The organism is Pararhizobium sp. O133 (assembly GCF_051669845.1).
Lineage (GTDB): Bacteria > Pseudomonadota > Alphaproteobacteria > Rhizobiales > Rhizobiaceae > Pararhizobium.
Map to the genome: position 1 here is coordinate 1864151 of NZ_CP196426.1, position 18379 is coordinate 1882529.

Genomic DNA, 18379 nt, shown 5'->3' on the forward strand with positions numbered 1-18379 from the left:
CGCTGATCCTCAAAAGTCCGTCGGGACGCCACCTTCGGCTTTCCGGCGGGCGACGAAGGCATCGAGCTCCTCCTCGATTGCCGGATCGAGCGGCGGCTTTTCGTATTCGTTCAGCTTTTCCTTAAACACGCGGTTGGCGTGATCATAGGTGGTCGGCCGGCCGGCTTCCGTCCAGGTTTCGAAATTGCGCCAGTCCGACAGGATCGGCGAATAGAAGGCCGTCTCGTAGCGCGACAGGGTATGGGCGGTGCCGAAATAATGGCCGCCGGGGCCGACATCGCGTACCGCGTCGAGACCGAGCGCATCCTCGCTGACATCGAGCGGTGTCAGAAACTCCGCCACCATCTGCAGCATATCGACATCGAGAATGAATTTCTCGAAGGACGCGGTCAGGCCGCCTTCGCTCCAGCCGGCCGAATGCATGATGAAATTGCCACCGCCCTGCGTCAGCGCCCAGAGCGACAGGGCAGATTCATAAGCTGCCTGCGCGTCCAGCGTATTGGAGGCGTTGGTGTTGGACGTGCGATAGGGGATGCCGTAGCGACGCGCCAGTTGTCCGCCGGCGATGACCGCCTTCATGTATTCCGGCGTACCGAAGGCGGGTGCGCCCGTCTTCATGTCGACATTGGAGGTAAAACCGCCATACATGGCCGGCGCGCCACGGCGAACCATCTGCGTGAACGCGATCCCGGCCAAGGCCTCGGCATTCTGCTGCACGACCGCGCCGGCGATGGTGACCGGCGCCATGGCGCCTGCCAGCGTGAATGGCGTGACCACGACGACCTGATTGCGCGACGACATTTCCATAATGCCCTGCAGCATCGGCCCATCGAGACGCAGCGGTGAGGATGTGTTGATGATGGTGAAGAGCGACGGCTCGCGCTCCATCTGCTCGGCGGTGATGCCGCGGCCGATCCGGGCGATTTCCAGCGCGTCGATATTGCGCTGCTGGCCGAGAGAATAGCAATGAAACACCTTGTCGGTGAGCTTCACCATGTCCGACAGGCAGTTGAGATGACGCACCGAGGCATGAATGTCGATCGGCTCGACCGGATAGCCGCCAGTCGTATGGATGATGTCGTAGGACTGGGCGAGCTTCACCAGCTTGCGGTAATCCTCCTGGTTGCCGGCGCGGCGACCGCCTTCGCGATCCGCGACGAAGGGAGCGGAGGCGATCTGCGCGAAGACGAGGTTGTTGCCGCCGATCTGGACATTGCGGATCGGATTGCGTGCATGCATCGTGAAGCCTGATGGCACGGACGAGATCATGTCCATGATCAGGCCGCGATCGAAGCGGACGCGGTCAGTGCCGGGCATGACGTCGGCGCCGGCTGCCTTCATCCGCTCCCGGGCTTCCGGCAGGATGACGTCCATGCCGATCTCTTCCAGAATGGTCAGCGAGGCGTCGTGGATCGCTTCGAGCGCTTCCTCGGTCAGGACGGTGGATTTTGCGATGGTGTTGACGAGGTTCAGATATTTCGAACTTCCGGCGCCCTTTCGCGGACGGTCCGCACCGCGCCCGCCGGTTCGGCGGCGACGCTCTACCGGCGCATCGGTATCGCTCTGGGGGACTTGCGGAAAGTCATTCTCACTCATGGTTTTTCCATCGGTTTGGACAGAGGCGCATGGTGCAGATTCGACGTCGTTTATGCGCCACCATTTGCGACAGCAAAAATCCCTGGGAGAGAAGGCCGTTTTTGGGGCTGGCTTTTACGCGACGTCGGATGACGATTTCACGCCGCTGAGCATTTCGCGCTTGCTGCCAAATCCTTTTCTTCGCTCAACGGCAAAGCCGGCTGCCTGAAGATTGCGGCGTACGAAACCGGCCGCGGCATAGGTGGCAAACGTGCCGCCCTCGACCGTCTTGCCGTGGACGCGGCGCATCAGCGCTTCCGACCACATGTCCGGATTGCGCCGGGGTGCAAAGCCGTCGAGATACCAGGCATCGAAATGGGGATCGAAACCATCGATCTCATCGAAAGCGTTGCCGCAGGCAACCGTGAGCCGGAGGTTGCCGGGGAAATCCAAAGTGACATGGCCTATGGGCGCTTCCGGCCAGGCATCGCATAGCGCCTGCCGCTCGGCGGCGATTTCGGGCCAGCGCGACAAAGCCTTGCCGATGTCATCGGTCTGCATGGGAAACCGTTCGAACGAGACGTAGTGCAGCCTGCTATCCGGCGTCCGCGTTTCCGTCCAACGTCGCCAGGTTTCGCAGAAATTCAGACCGGTGCCGAAGCCCAGTTCACCGATGGTGAAATCCTGTTGCTTTGTCCAGCGTTGCGGCAGGCCGTTGCCTTCCAGAAAGACATGGCCGCATTCCAGCCGACCATCTTCTCGGCAATAAAAATGATCGCCAAATTCCTGCGAATAGGGCATATCGCCCTCGTGCCATTCGAGGGTCGACTGATCCGGAATTTTCGCTTCTGGCGCAGATGCAAGATCGGGGTGTTCGGTGGACATGCCGAACCGATAATCTCCACGTCCGGGAAGGTCAATCGATGACGGATCTGTTGATCGTCGGCGGCGGTATCATGGGGCTCTGGGCGGCCGTGATGGCTGAGCGGGCCGGGCTGAAGACGGTGCTGATCGAGAAAGACCGCATCGGGGCGGGTTCCAGCGGCGGCGTCGTGGGCGCGCTGATGCCGCATATGCCGGATCGCTGGAATGACAAGAAGCAGTTCCAGCTCGATGCCCTGGTCTCGCTCGCAGCCGAGATTGCCGCGCTTGAAGGGCAGACGGGGCTATCCGCCGGTTACCGACGTTCGGGACGGCTCATTCCCTTGCCCAAACCGCACCTGCGCACGATCGCACTTCGCCACGAACAGGACGCCTTAACCAACTGGCGTGTCGGCGACCGACAGTTTTTCTGGCATGTTCGTGACGATTCACCATTGGTCGGTTGGCCGCAGGGCGAGGCGATGGCAAGCGGCGTGGTGCTCGATACATTGGCTGGTCGCGTCGATCCGCGCCGGATGCTGGCGGTGCTTGCAACTCATCTTCGCGGTTCGAGCCTTGTCCGGATTGATGAAGGGAGAGAGTTGCTTGATCTCGATCCAGTTACAGGGCGGGCGTTCCTTGCCGATGGAGAAATGCTTTCCTTCGGTGCCTGCATTCTTGCTGCCGGCGTTCAATCCTTTGCGCAACTCGACAAGCTGGAAACGGCAGACGCAATCCCGACCGGCGTTGCGGTCAAGGGTCAGGCAGCCGTTTTAAAGGCCGATATCGATCCCTCTCTCCCGGTTATCTTCCTGGATGGCCTCTATGTGATCCCGCACGACAACGGCTTCGTGGCCGTCGGCAGTACGAGCGAGAACAGTTTCACCGATCCCCGATCGACGGACGAGCAACTGGAAAGCCTCCTCGACCGGGCGAGGGCCGTTGTGCCTCTCCTTCGTGATGCGCCGGTTGTTGAACGCTGGGCCGGGTTGCGCCCCAAAGCGATCGGCCGTGATCCGATGGTCGGGTGTCATCCGGATTTTGAAAAGCTCCATGTTTTGACAGGTGGTTTCAAGATCAGTTTTGGCCTTGCACATCGGCTGGCCGAAAGCGTCATCGGTGAGATCATCGGCCGCACAGATATAGCACTGCCGGAATCGTTTCGCTGCCACCAGCATTTTTCGCTATCGAAAAAATCCTGAACGCAAAACCCCGAAGTTGGCGCTCCAACTTCGGGGGCGGTTCGATAGCAGGGCTTCCTGCGCGGGATGCTTACATCCAATAGGGCGGGACACCGTAATAGTCGTAGACGCGACGCCCATTTTCCTTGTTCCAGTCGTATTCTTCGTCACTGTGATATCTTGGCGCTTTTTCGACCTGTTCACGGGTCACATCGGTGCGGTAGCCGCCAAGGTTTTCGTCATAGCTCAGCTTGCTCCAGGGCAGCGGATAGTGATCCTCACCAATGCCGAGGAAGCCGCCAAAGCCCAGCACCGCATAGGAGACGCGGCCACTGCGCTTTTCTAGGATCACGCGCTCGATCGAGCCGATATGCTTGCCGTCCTGGCCATAGACCCTGGTGCCCTCGACCTTGTCGCTGGCGATCAGGTCATGGGTTTCCCGGATGTCGGCATCCTGAAAATTGCTGGTCTGGTAGGTCATTGTTTTTCTCCTCGTTGTTTTCACGGATTAAAACGAGGCGGGGCGCTGTTGGTTCCTTCAGCATTCACGCAACGCCGCCCGGTGATTGCAATTTTGTACCCATCCAACTTCGTCATTCTGTCACGCAAATCACTTAACTCCGGTCCCAGATTTCAAGTTGGAACGGAGCGAGCCCGATGCGGTACGCGATCTATTACACGCCGTCGATGTACGACCCGCTGTCGGTCGCCGCGGCAGGCTGGCTTGGCCGCAACGTTTATTCCGGCGAAGCGCCGGAGGCTCCGTCAATCGCCGGTTTCAGCCGGCAGGAGCTTGCCTTTCACACGGCCGTGCCGCGCCGCTACGGCTTTCATGCGACAATCAAGGCGCCCTTCCGGTTGCATCCGGATACCGATGAAGCTGCTTTGCTTAAAGCCTTGATGCATTTCGCCAGCACCATGACGCCATTTGAAATTCCGCGCGTGGAAATCGCGCGGCTGGGCGAGTTCTTCGGGCTTGCTCCGTCGGTTCCCTGCGAGCAGATGAATCATTTGGCGGCGTCCGTCGTGCAGGCATTCGATGCGTTCCGCGCGCCGCTGACCGATGTGGAAATCGAGCGGAGGGATCCCGACCGCCTCACGGCGCCGCAATTTTCCAACATGCATCGCTGGGGGTATCCCTATGTCATGGACGAATTTCGTTTCCACATGATGCTGACGGGTCCCATCCATCCAAAGCTGAACATGCGTTTTGAAACCGCTCTGCGTGATTTCTTCACGCCGGTTCTGGTCGCCCCCCTGAGGATTTCCAGCCTCGCTCTTTTCGTCGAGCAGGAGCCCGGTGCACCGCTGAGGGTTCATTCGCAGCACCCGCTCGGCAAGCTTTCGGCGCATCATCCGGTGTCCGGCGGCGTGCGGACGATGGCCGCGGCGGTCTCGAACGGTCCACGCATTTCAGAAAGCCGGGCGACCCTGGCGGCCCGCCGTCTGCAGGCCAGTTGCTAAGAGACTGGCGCGGGGAACCACTTCCGACGCGTGAGAATTTTCACGTCAGGACAGGCCGGGATTTTTGCCATTTTCACCTCGACTTTCCAGTCTCGAATGCTACCGTTCCGGCACATTCGAGGGGTGATTTGATGGTGGAACAATCTTATCCGCGTGATCTCGTCGGCTATGGCCGCAATCTTCCGGACGTCCGCTGGCCGGGCGATGCGCGGATCGCCGTGCAGTTCGTCGTGAATTATGAGGAGGGCGGCGAAAGCTCTATCCTTGACGGCGACAAGGTGTCCGAGATGCTGTTGTCGGAGATCGTCGGCGCGCAGGCTTGGCCGGGCCAGCGCAATCTTAACATGGAATCGATCTACGAATACGGATCGCGTGCCGGCTTCTGGCGGCTGTGGCGGCTGTTCACCAGCCGCAATGTCGATGTCACCGTCTATGGCGTCACGCTTGCCATGGCCCGCAATCCCGAAGCCGTCGCCGCCATGAAGGAAGCCGGCTGGGAAATCGCCAGCCACGGTTATCGCTGGCTGGAATACAAGGATTTTTCCGAAGAGGAAGAGCGCAAGCACATCCGCGACGCCGTGCGCTTGCATACGGAACTCACCGGCTCGCATCCGCTCGGCCTGTATCAGGGCAAGCCGTCCTCCAACACCTTGAAACTGCTGCTGGAGGAGGGCGGTTTTGTCTATTCTTCGGACAGCTATGCCGACGAACTGCCCTATTGGGTGCCGGGCCTGACCGAGGACAAGCCGCATCTGATCATACCTTATACGCTTGATGCCAACGACATGCGCTTTGCAACGCCGCAGGGGTTCAATTCCGGCGATCAGTTCTTCGCCTATCTCAAGGATACGTTCGACGTGCTCTATGCCGAGGGCAAGGAGGGCAGCCCTAAGATGATGAATGTCGGCCTGCATTGCCGCCTTGTCGGTCGGCCCGGCCGCGCGGCGGCGCTGGCGCGTTTCGTCGATTACGTGCTGAGCCATGAGAAGGTCTGGATCCCCAAGCGCATCGATATCGCCCGGCACTGGCATGAGCATCACAAGCCGGAAGGAGGCCTGTGATGGACAACGCAGCCCGGTTCGTCGAGCGGTTCGGTGGCGTTTTCGAGCATTCGCCATGGGTGGCGGAGCGTGCGTTTCTCGATCATCCTCAAATCGCTTTGACTTCGGACGCCGTGCATGCGGCCCTCGTCGCATCGTTTCGCGCCGCAAGTGACACCGAGCGCCTGACCGTTCTTCGCGCGCATCCTGATCTTGCCGGCAAGCTGGCTGTCGCGGGCGAACTGACCGAGGATTCGAAGGCCGAGCAGGCCTCGGCCGGGCTCCATCGCCTGACGCCATCCGAACATCGCCGCTTCACCGATTTGAACAGCGCCTATACCGACAAATTCGGCTTTCCCTTCATCATCGCGGTCAAGGGATTGGGCAAGGACGATATTCTCTCCGCCTTCGAAAGCCGGGTTGACAACACGCCGCAACAGGAATTTGAAACGGCAACGAAACAGGTCGAAAAGATCGCCCTGCTGCGATTGCGCGCCATGCTGCCCGGAGAAGACAATGCCTGAAATGAAATCGTCGCGACTTCGTCACGCGGGGCAACTGCACTGATGGCCCGCATTCTGACGATTGAACCGCTGACGCAGGCCGCCTTTGCTCCCTTTGGTACCGTCATTGGGGCCGAACCTGCCTCGATGCGGCTGATCAATGGTGGCACGACGGAACGTTTTCACGCGCTTGGCGCGGCCGACGTGGTCGGTGACGGTGCCCGTGTGATCATCAATATCTTCCGTGGTCAGCCACGCCGTTTTCCCTACACTCTCGATATGATGGAACGCCATCCGCTCGGCTCGCAGAGCTTTTCGCCAATCGGCGGTGGTAGTTGGCTCGCGATCGTGGCGCCTGATGAGGGCGGAAAGCCGGGCCTGCCGCGGGTTTTCCTGGCGACGGGCGCTGAGGGTGTCAACTACGGCCGCAATGTCTGGCATCATCCGCTGATGTCGCTGGATGCCGTCAGCGATTTTCTGGTTGTCGATCGCGATGGCCCGGGCAACAATCTCGAGGAAGTGTTTTACGACGAGCCCTTCGTCATTCCTTATCCTTTGTGAAAGCGAAATCTCCATGAGCTCATCCGGCCGGCTGACCACCCATGTCCTTGATACCGCTCTTGGAAAGCCGGCGCAGGGACTGAGGATTGATCTGTTTCGGATCGAGGGGGATGAGCGGACATTGCTGCGCTCCGTCGTCACCAACAGTGATGGCCGGGTCGATGGGCCGATGCTGGAGGGCGATGCTTTTGCTACCGGAACCTACGAATTGCTATTCCATGCCGGCGATTATCTGCGTGCCGACGGCGCCACCTTGCCGGACCCGGCCTTCCTCGATCTCATCCCCCTCCGCTTCGGTATCGCCGATGCGGGCAGCCACTATCACGTGCCGCTCCTGCTATCGCCGTTCAGCTATTCGACGTATCGGGGGAGTTGAGGGCGCGGTGCGAAATCGGGAGTGGCTGGTCACTTTAGATTGCTGAATTTGTGAATTGTAGTTCACGATTTTTGCTATAAACTGGGCTCGAAAATGGAAGTGCGCCAAACTCTTATCTTCCGGAACTGGCTTGACGGACTAAAGGATACGAGAGCCAGAACGCGAATTGCGCAGCGTATCGTACGTCTTCAGGCGGGCCTGTTTGGAGACGCGAAGTTTTTCGAAGGTATCGGCGAGCTTCGTATCGACCATGGTCCAGGTTACCGCGTCTACTTTGTCCAGCGCGGCGCCGTCGTCGTCATTCTTCTCTGTGGCGGCGATAAAAGTACGCAAGACAAGGATATCAGGAAGGCCAAGTCGATGGTGGACGATCTGGATTTTGGCAATGGCAATTGAAACACTGCCGTTTGATGCGGCCAAATATATCGACACGCCGGAAGCACAGGCCGAACTTCTCAGCGACGCGTTTGAGAGCGGCGACGCCGCCTATATAGCTGCGGCGCTTGGCACCGTCGCCCGTGCAAAAGGCATGACACAGGTCGCGAGGGATGCGGGCGTAACGCGAGAGGCGCTGTACAAAGCCCTGAGCTCGGAAGGCGATCCGAAGCTTTCAACCCTGCTTGGGGTGATCAAGGCACTTGGCGTCAACCTGACCATCACTTCGGTCTAAACAGATCATTCCGCAATCACATCCCTGTTGATATCCCGGATATCCCGCTTGCCGCAGAGCGCCATGGTAATGTCGAGTTCCTTGCGGATGATTTCGAGTGCGGTCGTCACGCCGGCCTGGCCGCCGGCGCCGAGGCCGTAGAGGAAGGGGCGGCCGATATATGTGCCCTTGGCGCCGAGCGCGACGGCCTTCAGCACATCCTGACCGGAGCGGATACCGCCGTCCATGTGAACCTCGATCATGTCGCCGACCGCATCGACGATCTTCGGCAGCATGCTGATGGAGGAAGGGGCGCCGTCGAGCTGGCGGCCGCCATGGTTCGATACGATGATCGCGTCGGCCCCGGTGCGTGCGGCCATCTTCGCGTCCTCGACATCGCAAATGCCCTTCAGGATCAGCGGTCCATCCCACATTTGCTTGATCTCGGCGACGTTTTCCCAAGACAGTTGCGGATCGAACTGCTCCGCCGTCCAGGACGATAGCGAGGAAAGATCGGACACATTCTTGGCGTGGCCGACAATATTGCCGAAGCTGCGGCGCTTGGTCTGCAGCATCTGCATGCACCAGAGCGGCCGCGTCGCCATCTGCCAGATATGTTTTGGCGTGAATTTCGGTGGTGCCGAAAGGCCGTTGCGCAGATCCTTGTGGCGCTGGCCGAGGATCTGCAGGTCGAGCGTCAGCACCAGCGCCGAGCACCTTGCGGCCTTGGCGCGGTCAATCAGGTTTTTGACGAACTCCCGGTCGCGCATGACGTACAACTGGAACCAGAAGGGCTTGGTTGTTACCGAAGCGACGTCCTCGATCGAGCAGATGCTCATCGTCGACAGCGTGAAGGGGACGCCGAACGCTTCCGCCGCCTTTGCCGCCAGCATCTCGCCATCGGCATGCTGCATGCCCGTCAGGCCCGTCGGCGACAGCGCCACCGGCATCGACACCTTCTGGCCGATCATCTCGCTTGCCAGCGAGCGATTGGTCATGTCCACCAGCACGCGCTGGCGCAGCTTGATCTTGTGGAAATCCTCCTCGTTGGCCCGGTAGGTGCCTTCGGTCCATGCGCCGCTGTCGGCATAGTCGAAGAACATTTTTGGTACGCGACGCTTGGCAAGTGCCTTGAGGTCACGGATTTCGAGGGTTTTGGCCATGGCACGGATTTCCAGCTGACGGGATGCCCCGGCAATATCATGTTTCCGAAACCGATGTTAAGAGTGAAAAGGCAAAGAGGTAAAATAATTTTACCTCTCTTGATGCGTCGCCTATCCCTCGCGAAAGGTCGTCAAAGCGCCGCCTTCATCGCCACACCCGCCACATAGGTTTCCGCGATCGCCCGGTCGTCGCCCATGGTCTGCAGCAGGAAAAGCTCGTCGGCCAGCGAGTTGACGACTTCCGCCTTCAGCGCCATGGCGGGCGTTGCCGCCATGTTCAGGATGATGAAATCGGCGTCCGTGCCGGGTTCCAGAGTGCCGATTCTGTCTGCCAGCGACAAAGCCTGCGCGTTGCCTGCTGTCATCAGGTAGAAACTTTCGAACGGGTTCAGCCGTTCGGCCAGCAATTGCTGGATCTTGTAGGCTTCGTCCATCGTCCGCAGCATCGAATAGCTGGAACCGCCGCCGATATCGGTGGCGATGGAAACCCGGACGGGCTTTTCGCGCCGCAGCAGCGACTTCAGCGGGAATAGGCCCGAGCCGAGGAAGAGGTTGGAGGTCGGGCAATGCACGGCGATCGAACCGGTTTCGCTCATGGCGTCCATTTCCCGTTCGGACAGGTGGATGCAGTGGCCGAACAGGGACTTTGGACCGAGCAGGCCGTAGCGTGCATAGACATCGGTGTAGTCGATGGCCTCCGGATAGAGAGAACAGGTGAAGTCGATTTCATCGCGGTTTTCGGAAAGATGTGTCTGCACATGAAGGTCGGGGAATTCGCGAACCAACGCCTCCGCCGCGGACATCTGTTCCGGCGTCGAGGTGATGGCGAAGCGCGGCGTGATGGCGACGTGGCTGCGGCCCTTGCCATGCCATTCGGCGATGACGGCGCGCGTCTCGTCATAGCCCATTTGCGGTGTGTCGAGGAGGCCCTGCGGCGCGTTGCGATCCATCATCACCTTGCCGGCGACCATCCGCATGTTGCGGCGCATGGCTTCGGCGAAGAAGGCATCGGCCGATGTCTTGTGGACCGAGCAATAGGCAACGGCCGTGGTCGTGCCATGGCGGATCATTTCGTCGAAGAAATGCCGGGCGATCCGCTGCGCATGCTCTGTCTCGACGAAGCGGCATTCCTCGGGAAACGTATAGGTGTTCAGCCATTCCAGGAGGTTGGCCGCATAGGAGCCGATCACCTGCATCTGCGGGAAATGCAGGTGCGTGTCGATGAAACCGGGCAGGATGAGATGCGGCCGGTGGTCGATCTCAGCCATGCCTTCCGGCGCGCCTGCCTTGACGGCCTCATAGCTGCCGCTCGCCAGGATCAGGCCGTTATCGATCAACAGCGCGCCATCCGCTTCATAGGTATAGGCGTCGTGATCGTCCATGCCCGTTGGCATGCGGTTGAAGCTCAGCGCGCGGCCGCGGATGAGGGTAACGGTCATTCCGGCTTGCCTTCCTGTACGGCGCTTTCGAACCATGCGGTCAGCAGCGCGCGCTCGTCCGCTGTCATGTCGGTGATATTGCCGGGCGGCATGGCATGGCTGCGGCCGGCCTGGATATAGATTTCGCGGGCATGGGCGGCGATCTCGCCGTCGTTTTCCAGCATGACGCCCTTCGGCGGACGGTTGATGCCTTCATAGACGGGCTCGGCCGAATGACACATCGTACAGCGTGTCCCGATAGCATCGCGCGCTGCGGGAAAGTGACTGTTTTCGGTGAATTGTCTCAAGCGGGGAGAGAGTTCGGCGGTTTCGTCGGCCACCGGCAGTTTCGGAACCGTCGAGAGCCACATGATAAGGATAAAGATGATCAGGGTGACGATCCACGTCCAGGTTGGCTTGCCCTTGCGGGCATGGGTCGTGTTGAACCAGTGGCGAATGGTGACGCCCATCAGGAAGACAAGGGCGGCGATGATCCAGCTATAGGCCGTGGCGAAGGCCAGCGGATAGTGGTTCGAGAGCATGAAGAAAATGACGGGCAGCGTCAGGTAGTTGTTGTGCAGCGAGCGCTGCTTGGCGATGACGCCGTATTTCGGGTCGGGTGTGCGGCCGGCAATGAGATCGGCGACGACGATCCTCTGGTTCGGCATGATGATGAAGAAGACATTGGCCGACATGATCGTGGCGGTGAAGGCGCCGAGATGCAGGAACGCGGCGCGGCCGGTAAAAACCTGCATATAGCCCCAGGCCATGGCGACCAGCGCGACGTAAAGGATGCCCATCAGCGTCCAGGTGTTCTTGCCGAGCGGCGATTTACAGAGCAGGTCGTAGAAGACCCAGCCGATGCCGAGCGATGCCAGCGAAATCAGGATGGCGGTGGTCGAGGAAATATCCAGCACATGACGATCGACGAGGAACAGATCGGCGCCGCCATAATAGACCAGACAGAGCATGGCGAAACCGGACAGCCAGGTGGCGTAGCTTTCCCATTTGAACCAGGTCAGGTGCTCCGGCATGGCCGCCGGCGCGACGAGGTATTTCTGGATATGGTAGAATCCACCGCCATGGACCTGCCATTCCTCGCCATAGGCGCCGACCGGCAGATGCTCGCGCTTCACCAGACCGAGATCGAGCGCGATGAAATAGAAGGACGAGCCGATCCAGGCGATGGCGGTGATGACGTGCAGCCAGCGGACGGCGAAGCTCAGCCATTCCCAGGCAATGGCGTATTCATACATGCAAGTTTCCCTTTCTTGCCTCCCGCTTCGGCACTGTGCGAAAATTTCTGTCGGGAGGGAAGAGGGCGAATTTCGCGGCCGATTGCTTTCCCGTGTTTTACGACGAGCCTTCCGGGGTTTTCAACTGTTGCAAGATCCAGTCGCGAAAACCCTTGATCTTTGGGGAATGCCGCCGCGCTGTCTGATAGACAATCCAATATTGGTGGCCATCGTTGCCGCGCAGGTCGAAGGGTTGGTAAAGCCGCCCGAGCGCAATGTCGTCAGGGTAGAATTCCGGCGTGAGAATCGCGACACCCTGACCGGCAATCGCCGCGCGGGCCTCGAAGGATTGCGCACCGAGACGGCTGGCCGGTCGGCTGGCCAGATCGGCGTCATCAACGCCAGCCGCCGTAAACCAGTGTGCCCACCAGGGATCGCCGGGATCGATGATCCGCAGTTTGAGGAGATCACGGGGCGTGTGGATGCCGCCGACGCTTTCGGCGAGTTGCGGACTGAGCATCGGCGTGAAGTCGACGCTCATCAGCGGATGGCTGGTCAGGCCCGACCAGTCTCCTGTGCCGGAGCGGATGGCGAGATCAACCGCTTCACGATTGAAATCGACAATGGTTTCGCTGGTCGTCATGCGCACCGCGACGCTCGGATGCTTGAGCTGGAACGAACCGAGATGGCGAGCGAGCCACTGCGACGCGAAGGTGGGTGTCGAATGGATGAGAAGCGTGGCCTCCGCATCGTTGCGAACGCTTGCCATGGCGTCCCGCAGCAGGTCGAAAGCTTCCCCGACCTTCGGCGCCAACATTTCACCCGTTCTGGTCAACTGAATCTGGCGTGGCCGGCGCAGAAACAGCGGCTCGCCGACATTGTCCTCTAGGAGCTTGATCTGGTAGCTGACCGCCGTCTGGGTCATGCCGAGTTCTTCGCCTGCCTTGGTGAAACTGCCAAGCCGTGCGGCGGCTTCGAAGACGCGCAGCGCGTTCAAGGGAAACTGTTTCGACATTTTCATGGATAAGTTCTCTTGATGCATGCAGACGGTTGTTCGATTGGAAATGGAGCATGTTTGCGGGCATCCTGCAATCACGATCTTCCCAAGAGAACAGGTGCTGTCATGGAATGCCAAGTTGTTGAAAAATATGAAATCCGCTCACCATCCTGGTTTCAGCGCACATGGTTTTCGCTGCGCCGCGGACTGGCCTGGACGCAACCCCGCTACCCTAGGCTCGACCTCGAAGTCATGTCCGATTACATGAAACGGGACATGGGTTTTCTCGATGGGCGCGACCCGCATCAAGATACCGATCTGCCGGGATGATCTACCTGATCGCGGGTGGGAGCGCATCGGGTATGCGCTCCCATTGACGAAACTGTCTACCCCTGCGCCCGATGTTGTGTCAGCGCCACGAGAATTTCGGCTGAGGTCATGGCGGCGATGATCGCGGGGCGCTTGTCAGCGACGGTCTTGCCGCCGATCGGCAGGACGAGCCGGTTGATCGCCTCGCCGTCCAGACCTTCCTTGCGGGCCCAGCTTGCGAAGGTCGCGCGCTTGGTCTTCGAGCCGATCATGCCGACATAGGCGAGATCGTTTCGGGAGAGCGCCTCCTTGGCGATCAGGAAATCCAGCGCATGATCATGGGTCAGGATGACGACGGCGCCGCCCGGGGCGATGTCCTTGACGATCGATTCCGGCATGGCGACCAGCCGATGATGGGCACCGGCCGACATCAGGTCGAACTCGGTCTTGCGTGTTTCCACCGCATAGGTCTTGAACGGCAGTAAAAGCAGTGCGTCGGCGAGGGCGCGGCCGACATGGCCGGCGCCGAACAGCCAGACTTCCGGGAATGCTTCCAGCCGCGCCTTTATCCTGTCGTCGAGGGCCGCGCGGGCCTCGTCGTCGCCGATGCGGAATGTCAGGATCACCCGGCCGCCGCAGCACTGGCCGATATCGGGCCCGAGCGGAATATCCATCTCGAAGGTGTCGCTGATGCCGGCCAGGAGTGCACGGGCATTATCGATCGCCACATGCTCCATCTGTCCGCCGCCGATCGTGCCATGCGCGTCGGTCGGCGAGACCAGCATGAAAGCGCCGGTTTCGCGCGGCGTCGAGCCCAGTGCCTGGCTGATCTCGACGATGACGATCCTGTATTCGCGCTCCAGAAAGGCTTCGAGGCTATCGACTGCAAAGTTCATTTCAGGTCTGCTTTTCAGGCTTTCGTGGCGCGCAGCCGCTCGACGGCCATCAGCACGCGTTCCGGTGTCGCGGGTGTATCGAGCCGCGGGCATTTCTTGTAATCGGCGATGCTGGCGACGGCCATGGACAGCGCCTCCAGCACCGAGATCGGCAGCATGAAGGGCGGCTCACCCACGGCCTTGGACCGGCCGATGGTCATTTCGGCATTCTCCGCCCATTCGGCCAGCTTGACGTTGAAGATTTTCGGACGGTCGGAGGCGAGCGGGATCTTGTAAGTGGAGGGTGCATGGGTGCGCAGTCTGCCCTTGGCGTCCCACCAGAGTTCCTCCGTCGTCAGCCAGCCCATGCCCTGCACGAAGGCACCCTCGACCTGGCCGATATCGATGGCCGGATTGAGCGACTTGCCGACATCGTGCAGCACGTCGACCCGGTCGACCATGTACTCGCCCGTCAGCGTATCGATGGAGACTTCGGAGACGGAGGCGCCATAGGCGAAATAGTAGAATGGCATGCCGCGACCGGTGTTGCGATCCCAGTGGATTTTTGGCGTCTTGTAGAATCCGGCGGCCGACAGTTGCACGCGGGCGAAATAGGCCTGCTTGATGAAATCCGGGAAGGGGACAAGTTCCTCGCCGATCTTCACATGGTTGGGCACGAAGCTGACATTTTCCGGATCGGTCTGCCAGCGTTCGGCGGCGAAGGTGACCAGTCGATCCTTGATCTGGCGCGCGGCGTCGTAAGCCGCCATGCCGTTGAGGTCAGAGCCGGAGGAGGCCGCCGTCGCCGAGGTGTTCGGCACCTTGCCGGTCGTCGTCGCCGTGATCTTCACATTGGTGATATCGACCTGGAAACTGTCGGCCAGGACCTGCGCCACCTTGGTATAGAGGCCCTGGCCCATTTCGGTGCCGCCATGATTCAGGTGGATCGAGCCGTCCTGATAGACATGCACCAGCGCGCCGGCCTGGTTGAAGGCGGTCATGGTGAAGGAGATGCCGAATTTCACCGGCGTCAGCGCGATGCCCTTGCGGATGATGCGGCTGGTGCGGTTGAAATTGATAACGGCCTTGCGCCGCGCCTGATAGTCGGCACTTTCCTCCAGTTCGGCAACGATGCGCTGGATGATGTTGTCCTCGACCTCCTGGTGATAGGGCGTCAAGGTGCGGCCGGAGCCTTTCTCACCATAGAAATTCAGCTTGCGGATCTCAAGTGGATCCTTGCCGAGCGCATAGGCAATTTCCTCGATGATGCGCTCGCCGCCGACCATGCCTTGCGGTCCGCCGAAGCCGCGATAGGCGGTGTTGGAGACGGTGTTGGTCTTGAGCGGCTGCGAGGTCAGCTTCACGTGCGGATAGAAATAGGAACTGTCGGCATGGAACAGCGCCCGGTCGGTGACCGGGCCGGAAAGATCGGAGGAATAACCGCAGCGCGCGGCATAATTGGCCTTGACCGCATGGATGCGGCCGTCATCGTCGAAGCCGACGTCGTAGTCGACCAGGAAGTCATGCCGTTTGCCGGTCGCGGTCATGTCCTCGTCGCGGTCCGGTCGCAGCTTGACGGCGCGGTTGAGCTTCTTGGCGGCGACGGCGGCGATGGCCGCGAACTGGTTGCTCTGTGTTTCCTTGCCGCCGAACCCGCCGCCCATGCGCCGCACTTGCACGGTCACGGCATTGGACGGCACGCCGAGCACATGGCCGACCATGTGCTGCACTTCGCTGGGGTGTTGGGTCGACGACCAGACGGTGATCTCGTCGTCTTCGCCGGGAATGGCAAAGGCGATATGGCTTTCGAGATAGAAATGCTCCTGCCCGCCGATCCGCATGCGGCCGGTCAGGCGGCGCGGAGACAATTCCAGTTCGGCTTCCGCGTCGCCCCGTGCCAGCGTCAGCGGCTTGGTGACGAGTTCGGCGCCGTTTTCCAGCGCGTCGAGGATATCCGTGTGATGCGGCAGGTCGCGATAGGTGATCTTCGCTCTGCGCGCCGCGCGCCGGGCGATGTCACGGGTTTCCGCAATGACCGCGAATGCCGGCTGACCGTGAAACTGAACGAGGCCATCGGCCAGAACCGGTTCGTCGTCGAGATGGCTGGGGCTGATATCGTTGGAATGCGGCATGTCCTTCGCGGTCATCACCCAGACGACGCCGGGCGTTGCCTCGACCTCCGACAAGTCCATTGCCGTTATCTCGGCATGGGCACGGTCGGTCATACCGAGCGCGGCGTGCAGCGTTCCAATGGGTTCGGCGATGTCGTCGATATAGTCTGCGGTGCCGGAGACATGCTTGTGGGCGCTGTCGTGACGGAGGTTCGCATGCATGCCGCCGGCGATGGTCTTGCGCGCCTCGAAGGTAGAGTTGTCCATTAGAGCGGTCTCCATTTGCGTAGCCCCTCATCCGCCCTGTCGGGCACCTTCTCCCCGTTTTGACGGGGAGAAGGGACAAGCGGCAACCTCGATCGTCCCCTCTCCCCGCGAGCGGGGAGAGGGCTAGGGTGAGGGGCATTTTTCAAGAATGTTATATCCTGATTCACGCCACCACCTCGAACCTTTTGATTTCCGCCCTTTCGCCGGATGTCTCCAGAAAAAACCGTAGCAACAGGTTTTTCGCCGTCAGCGTCCGATAGGCGGCGGTGGCGCGCCAGTCTGTCAGTGGCTGGAAATCAATTTCGAAGGCTGGTTGCGCCAGCGTGACGGTTTCCTCGTTCCAGGTCTTGCCGATCAGCGCCGCCTCGACGGTCTTTGCGCGCTTCGGCGTTCCCGCCATGCCGCCGAAGGCGATGCGCGCATCCATGACCCGGTTTTCGCGATCGAGGGTCATCCGGAACGCGCCGCACAGTGCGGAAATATCCTCGTCGCGGCGTTTGGAAATCTTGTAGACAGCGAAGCGATCGTCTTTCGGCAGGGGCGGAATGAAGATGCTCTCGACGAATTCGCCCGGTGTCCGGTCCTGCCGGCCATAGTCGATGAAATAGTCTTCAAGCGGCACGGTGCGCTGCCCAGCGGTGGAGCGGAGCGTCACGCTGGCCCCCAGCGCGATCAGCGGCGGCGGACTGTCGCCGATCGGCGAGCCGTTGGCTATATTGCCGCCGATCGTACCCATGTTGCGCACCTGCTCGCCGCCCAGGCGATCAAGCATGCGGCCGAACGCCGGATAGGACTCGGATATGGCGGAGAAGGCGGCGGAATAGCTGACGCCGGCGCCGATGGAGAGGCCGTCTTCGGTCCTGCGGATGGATTGCAGATCGTCGATGCCGTTGATGAAGATCACCGGGTTGAGCGCGCGCATCTGTTTGGTGACCCAAAGGCCGACATCGGTGGAGCCGGCGACGATCGTTGCCATCGGATGCGCGGCCAGCGTATCTGCGAGCGCCGCGGCACTGCCGGGGATGATCAGGGTGCTGTCGCCATCGGAAATCGTGATTGTTTCTTGGGAACGCATCACGGCAAGCTTGGCCCTCACGTCCGCCCGCACTTTCAGGATCGGATCGAACACCGCATTCGGCCGCGCCTGTGCCACAGCCTCCGCCGCCCGGATGATCGGCTCATATCCGGTGCATCGACAGAGATTGCCTTGCAGCGCCTTTTCGATATCGGCCCGCCCCGGATTGTCGTTTGAAAGCCAGAGGCCATAGAGCGACATGACGAAGCCGGGCGTGCAGAAGCCGCATTGCGAGCCGTGATAATCGACCATGGCCTGTTGCACGGGATGAAGCGTGCCATCCTTCGCCGCCAGATGCTCGACGGTGACCACATGGGTGGCATTGAGCGAGCCGGTAAAACGGATGCAGGCATTCACGCCTTCATAAACGAGATCGTCTCCCGAAAGACGCCCGACCAGTACCGTGCAGGCACCGCAGTCACCCTCGGCGCAGCCTTCCTTGGTGCCGGTCAACCGGCGTTCAAGGCGCAGGAAATCCAGGAGCGTTGATGTCGGCTTCAGACTGTCGAGCACTACCTCCCGATCGTTGAGGATGAAACGGATGCTGCCGGCCGACTGTGTCATGCGGACTCTTCTTCTTATTTCGGTGCTTGAAACTATGCCCGAAACCGCCACCGTGACAATTGTGTTTTTGCCATCGTGCCCCGGACTTTTCGCAAGCGCGAGGGTGCGTTTTGTTTTCGTTTGACATTCGTTTTTGCATCGTATTGAAGTTTTTG

The 18379-nt window shown here is 60.5% G+C and carries 19 protein-coding genes; 9 read left to right on the forward strand and 10 right to left on the reverse strand.

The window, feature by feature from the left end; all coding sequences use genetic code 11:
* Nucleotides 1-9: 9 nt before the first annotated feature.
* Nucleotides 10-1596 (reverse strand): trimethylamine methyltransferase family protein, encoded by a 1587-nt coding sequence (locus ACST81_RS08955; RefSeq protein ID WP_438752574.1) that lies wholly within the window; start codon nt 1594-1596, stop codon nt 10-12.
* A 114-nt stretch (nt 1597-1710) separates the two neighbouring features.
* Nucleotides 1711-2460: a tRNA (5-methylaminomethyl-2-thiouridine)(34)-methyltransferase MnmD gene (mnmD, locus tag ACST81_RS08960; RefSeq protein ID WP_438752575.1), complete on the reverse strand. Its 750-nt coding sequence runs from the start codon at nt 2458-2460 to the stop codon at nt 1711-1713.
* Between the two features lie 38 nt (nt 2461-2498).
* On the opposite strand from mnmD, the gene ACST81_RS08965 reads away from it, so the two are divergent.
* On the forward strand, nt 2499-3638 hold the full coding sequence (locus ACST81_RS08965; protein WP_438752576.1) for an NAD(P)/FAD-dependent oxidoreductase: 1140 nt from the start codon (nt 2499-2501) through the stop codon (nt 3636-3638).
* Nucleotides 3639-3708: 70 nt separating this feature from the next.
* Here the strand turns inward: ACST81_RS08965 and ACST81_RS08970 are convergent, their stop codons facing one another.
* Complete coding sequence (locus tag ACST81_RS08970) at nt 3709-4098, reverse strand: PRC-barrel domain-containing protein (protein WP_438752577.1); 390 nt, start codon at nt 4096-4098, stop codon at nt 3709-3711.
* 176 nt (nt 4099-4274) lie between these two features.
* Between ACST81_RS08970 and ACST81_RS08975 the strand changes: the two genes are divergently transcribed.
* The 7 genes from ACST81_RS08975 (at nt 4275) to ACST81_RS09005 (ending at nt 8231) form a co-directional block, all read left to right on the forward strand.
* The gene (locus ACST81_RS08975; protein WP_438752578.1) at nt 4275-5081 is read left to right on the forward strand and encodes a DUF1045 domain-containing protein; all 807 of its coding nucleotides are present in this window, start codon (nt 4275-4277) and stop codon (nt 5079-5081) included.
* Nucleotides 5082-5212: 131 nt separating this feature from the next.
* Nucleotides 5213-6142: an allantoinase PuuE gene (gene puuE, locus ACST81_RS08980; protein WP_438752579.1), complete on the forward strand. Its 930-nt coding sequence runs from the start codon at nt 5213-5215 to the stop codon at nt 6140-6142.
* Nucleotides 6142-6645, forward strand: coding sequence for a 2-oxo-4-hydroxy-4-carboxy-5-ureidoimidazoline decarboxylase (uraD, locus tag ACST81_RS08985; protein WP_438752580.1), 504 nt, complete (start codon nt 6142-6144; stop codon nt 6643-6645). The genes puuE and uraD overlap by 1 nt, the downstream gene beginning before the upstream one ends.
* A 42-nt stretch (nt 6646-6687) precedes the next feature.
* Nucleotides 6688-7185, forward strand: coding sequence for an ureidoglycolate lyase (locus tag ACST81_RS08990; RefSeq protein ID WP_438752581.1), 498 nt, complete (start codon nt 6688-6690; stop codon nt 7183-7185).
* A 13-nt stretch (nt 7186-7198) separates the two neighbouring features.
* Nucleotides 7199-7561, forward strand: a complete 363-nt coding sequence (gene uraH / locus ACST81_RS08995; RefSeq protein ID WP_438752582.1) for a hydroxyisourate hydrolase — start codon at nt 7199-7201, stop codon at nt 7559-7561.
* Nucleotides 7562-7654: 93 nt separating this feature from the next.
* Nucleotides 7655-7957, forward strand: coding sequence for a type II toxin-antitoxin system RelE/ParE family toxin (locus tag ACST81_RS09000; protein WP_438752583.1), 303 nt, complete (start codon nt 7655-7657; stop codon nt 7955-7957).
* Nucleotides 7947-8231: an addiction module antidote protein gene (locus ACST81_RS09005; protein ID WP_438752584.1), complete on the forward strand. Its 285-nt coding sequence runs from the start codon at nt 7947-7949 to the stop codon at nt 8229-8231. The genes ACST81_RS09000 and ACST81_RS09005 overlap by 11 nt, the downstream gene beginning before the upstream one ends.
* Before the next feature lie 5 nt (nt 8232-8236).
* Here ACST81_RS09005 and ACST81_RS09010 read toward each other — a convergent pair whose 3' ends face one another.
* The 4 genes from ACST81_RS09010 to ACST81_RS09025 form a co-directional block, all read right to left on the reverse strand.
* The gene (locus ACST81_RS09010) at nt 8237-9373 is read right to left on the reverse strand and encodes an alpha-hydroxy acid oxidase (protein WP_438752585.1); all 1137 of its coding nucleotides are present in this window, start codon (nt 9371-9373) and stop codon (nt 8237-8239) included.
* Between the two features lie 131 nt (nt 9374-9504).
* Complete coding sequence (guaD, locus tag ACST81_RS09015) at nt 9505-10812, reverse strand: guanine deaminase (protein ID WP_438752586.1); 1308 nt, start codon at nt 10810-10812, stop codon at nt 9505-9507.
* Complete coding sequence (locus tag ACST81_RS09020; protein ID WP_438752587.1) at nt 10809-12047, reverse strand: urate hydroxylase PuuD; 1239 nt, start codon at nt 12045-12047, stop codon at nt 10809-10811. Before ACST81_RS09020 ends, guaD begins: the two co-directional genes overlap by 4 nt.
* 97 nt (nt 12048-12144) lie before the next feature.
* Nucleotides 12145-13047: a LysR substrate-binding domain-containing protein gene (locus ACST81_RS09025; RefSeq protein ID WP_438752588.1), complete on the reverse strand. Its 903-nt coding sequence runs from the start codon at nt 13045-13047 to the stop codon at nt 12145-12147.
* Between the two features lie 12 nt (nt 13048-13059).
* On the opposite strand from ACST81_RS09025, the gene ACST81_RS09030 reads away from it, so the two are divergent.
* Nucleotides 13060-13353, forward strand: a complete 294-nt coding sequence (locus ACST81_RS09030) for a hypothetical protein (RefSeq protein WP_438752589.1) — start codon at nt 13060-13062, stop codon at nt 13351-13353.
* A 56-nt stretch (nt 13354-13409) separates the two neighbouring features.
* Here ACST81_RS09030 and xdhC read toward each other — a convergent pair whose 3' ends face one another.
* The 3 genes from xdhC to xdhA all read right to left on the reverse strand — a co-directional run bounded on the left by xdhC (nt 13410) and on the right by xdhA (nt 18224).
* Nucleotides 13410-14228, reverse strand: a complete 819-nt coding sequence (gene xdhC, locus ACST81_RS09035) for a xanthine dehydrogenase accessory protein XdhC (RefSeq protein ID WP_438752590.1) — start codon at nt 14226-14228, stop codon at nt 13410-13412.
* Nucleotides 14229-14242: 14 nt separating this feature from the next.
* Nucleotides 14243-16585: a xanthine dehydrogenase molybdopterin binding subunit gene (gene xdhB, locus ACST81_RS09040; RefSeq protein ID WP_438752591.1), complete on the reverse strand. Its 2343-nt coding sequence runs from the start codon at nt 16583-16585 to the stop codon at nt 14243-14245.
* A gap of 163 nt (nt 16586-16748) precedes the next feature.
* On the reverse strand, nt 16749-18224 hold the full coding sequence (xdhA, locus tag ACST81_RS09045; protein WP_438752592.1) for a xanthine dehydrogenase small subunit: 1476 nt from the start codon (nt 18222-18224) through the stop codon (nt 16749-16751).
* Nucleotides 18225-18379 lie beyond the last annotated feature (155 nt).

What these genes read in the sequence shown, in the direction of transcription:
- uraD (WP_438752580.1), top strand. Translation starts at nt 6,142, where the DNA reads ATGGACAACGCAGCCCGGTTCGTCGAGCGGTTCGGTGGCGTTTTCGAG.
- guaD (WP_438752586.1), bottom strand. Translation starts at nt 10,812, where the DNA reads ATGACCGTTACCCTCATCCGCGGCCGCGCGCTGAGCTTCAACCGCATG.
- ACST81_RS09020 (WP_438752587.1), bottom strand. Translation starts at nt 12,047, where the DNA reads ATGTATGAATACGCCATTGCCTGGGAATGGCTGAGCTTCGCCGTCCGC.
- ACST81_RS08975 (WP_438752578.1), top strand. Translation starts at nt 4,275, where the DNA reads ATGCGGTACGCGATCTATTACACGCCGTCGATGTACGACCCGCTGTCG.
- xdhB (WP_438752591.1), bottom strand. Translation starts at nt 16,585, where the DNA reads ATGGACAACTCTACCTTCGAGGCGCGCAAGACCATCGCCGGCGGCATG.
- ACST81_RS09010 (WP_438752585.1), bottom strand. Translation starts at nt 9,373, where the DNA reads ATGGCCAAAACCCTCGAAATCCGTGACCTCAAGGCACTTGCCAAGCGT.
- uraH (WP_438752582.1), top strand. Translation starts at nt 7,199, where the DNA reads ATGAGCTCATCCGGCCGGCTGACCACCCATGTCCTTGATACCGCTCTT.
- xdhA (WP_438752592.1), bottom strand. Translation starts at nt 18,224, where the DNA reads ATGACACAGTCGGCCGGCAGCATCCGTTTCATCCTCAACGATCGGGAG.
- ACST81_RS08965 (WP_438752576.1), top strand. Translation starts at nt 2,499, where the DNA reads ATGACGGATCTGTTGATCGTCGGCGGCGGTATCATGGGGCTCTGGGCG.
- xdhC (WP_438752590.1), bottom strand. Translation starts at nt 14,228, where the DNA reads ATGAACTTTGCAGTCGATAGCCTCGAAGCCTTTCTGGAGCGCGAATAC.
- ACST81_RS08970 (WP_438752577.1), bottom strand. Translation starts at nt 4,098, where the DNA reads ATGACCTACCAGACCAGCAATTTTCAGGATGCCGACATCCGGGAAACC.
- ACST81_RS08955 (WP_438752574.1), bottom strand. Translation starts at nt 1,596, where the DNA reads ATGAGTGAGAATGACTTTCCGCAAGTCCCCCAGAGCGATACCGATGCG.
- ACST81_RS09005 (WP_438752584.1), top strand. Translation starts at nt 7,947, where the DNA reads ATGGCAATTGAAACACTGCCGTTTGATGCGGCCAAATATATCGACACG.
- ACST81_RS08990 (WP_438752581.1), top strand. Translation starts at nt 6,688, where the DNA reads ATGGCCCGCATTCTGACGATTGAACCGCTGACGCAGGCCGCCTTTGCT.
- ACST81_RS09025 (WP_438752588.1), bottom strand. Translation starts at nt 13,047, where the DNA reads ATGAAAATGTCGAAACAGTTTCCCTTGAACGCGCTGCGCGTCTTCGAA.
- ACST81_RS09000 (WP_438752583.1), top strand. Translation starts at nt 7,655, where the DNA reads ATGGAAGTGCGCCAAACTCTTATCTTCCGGAACTGGCTTGACGGACTA.
- puuE (WP_438752579.1), top strand. Translation starts at nt 5,213, where the DNA reads ATGGTGGAACAATCTTATCCGCGTGATCTCGTCGGCTATGGCCGCAAT.
- mnmD (WP_438752575.1), bottom strand. Translation starts at nt 2,460, where the DNA reads ATGTCCACCGAACACCCCGATCTTGCATCTGCGCCAGAAGCGAAAATT.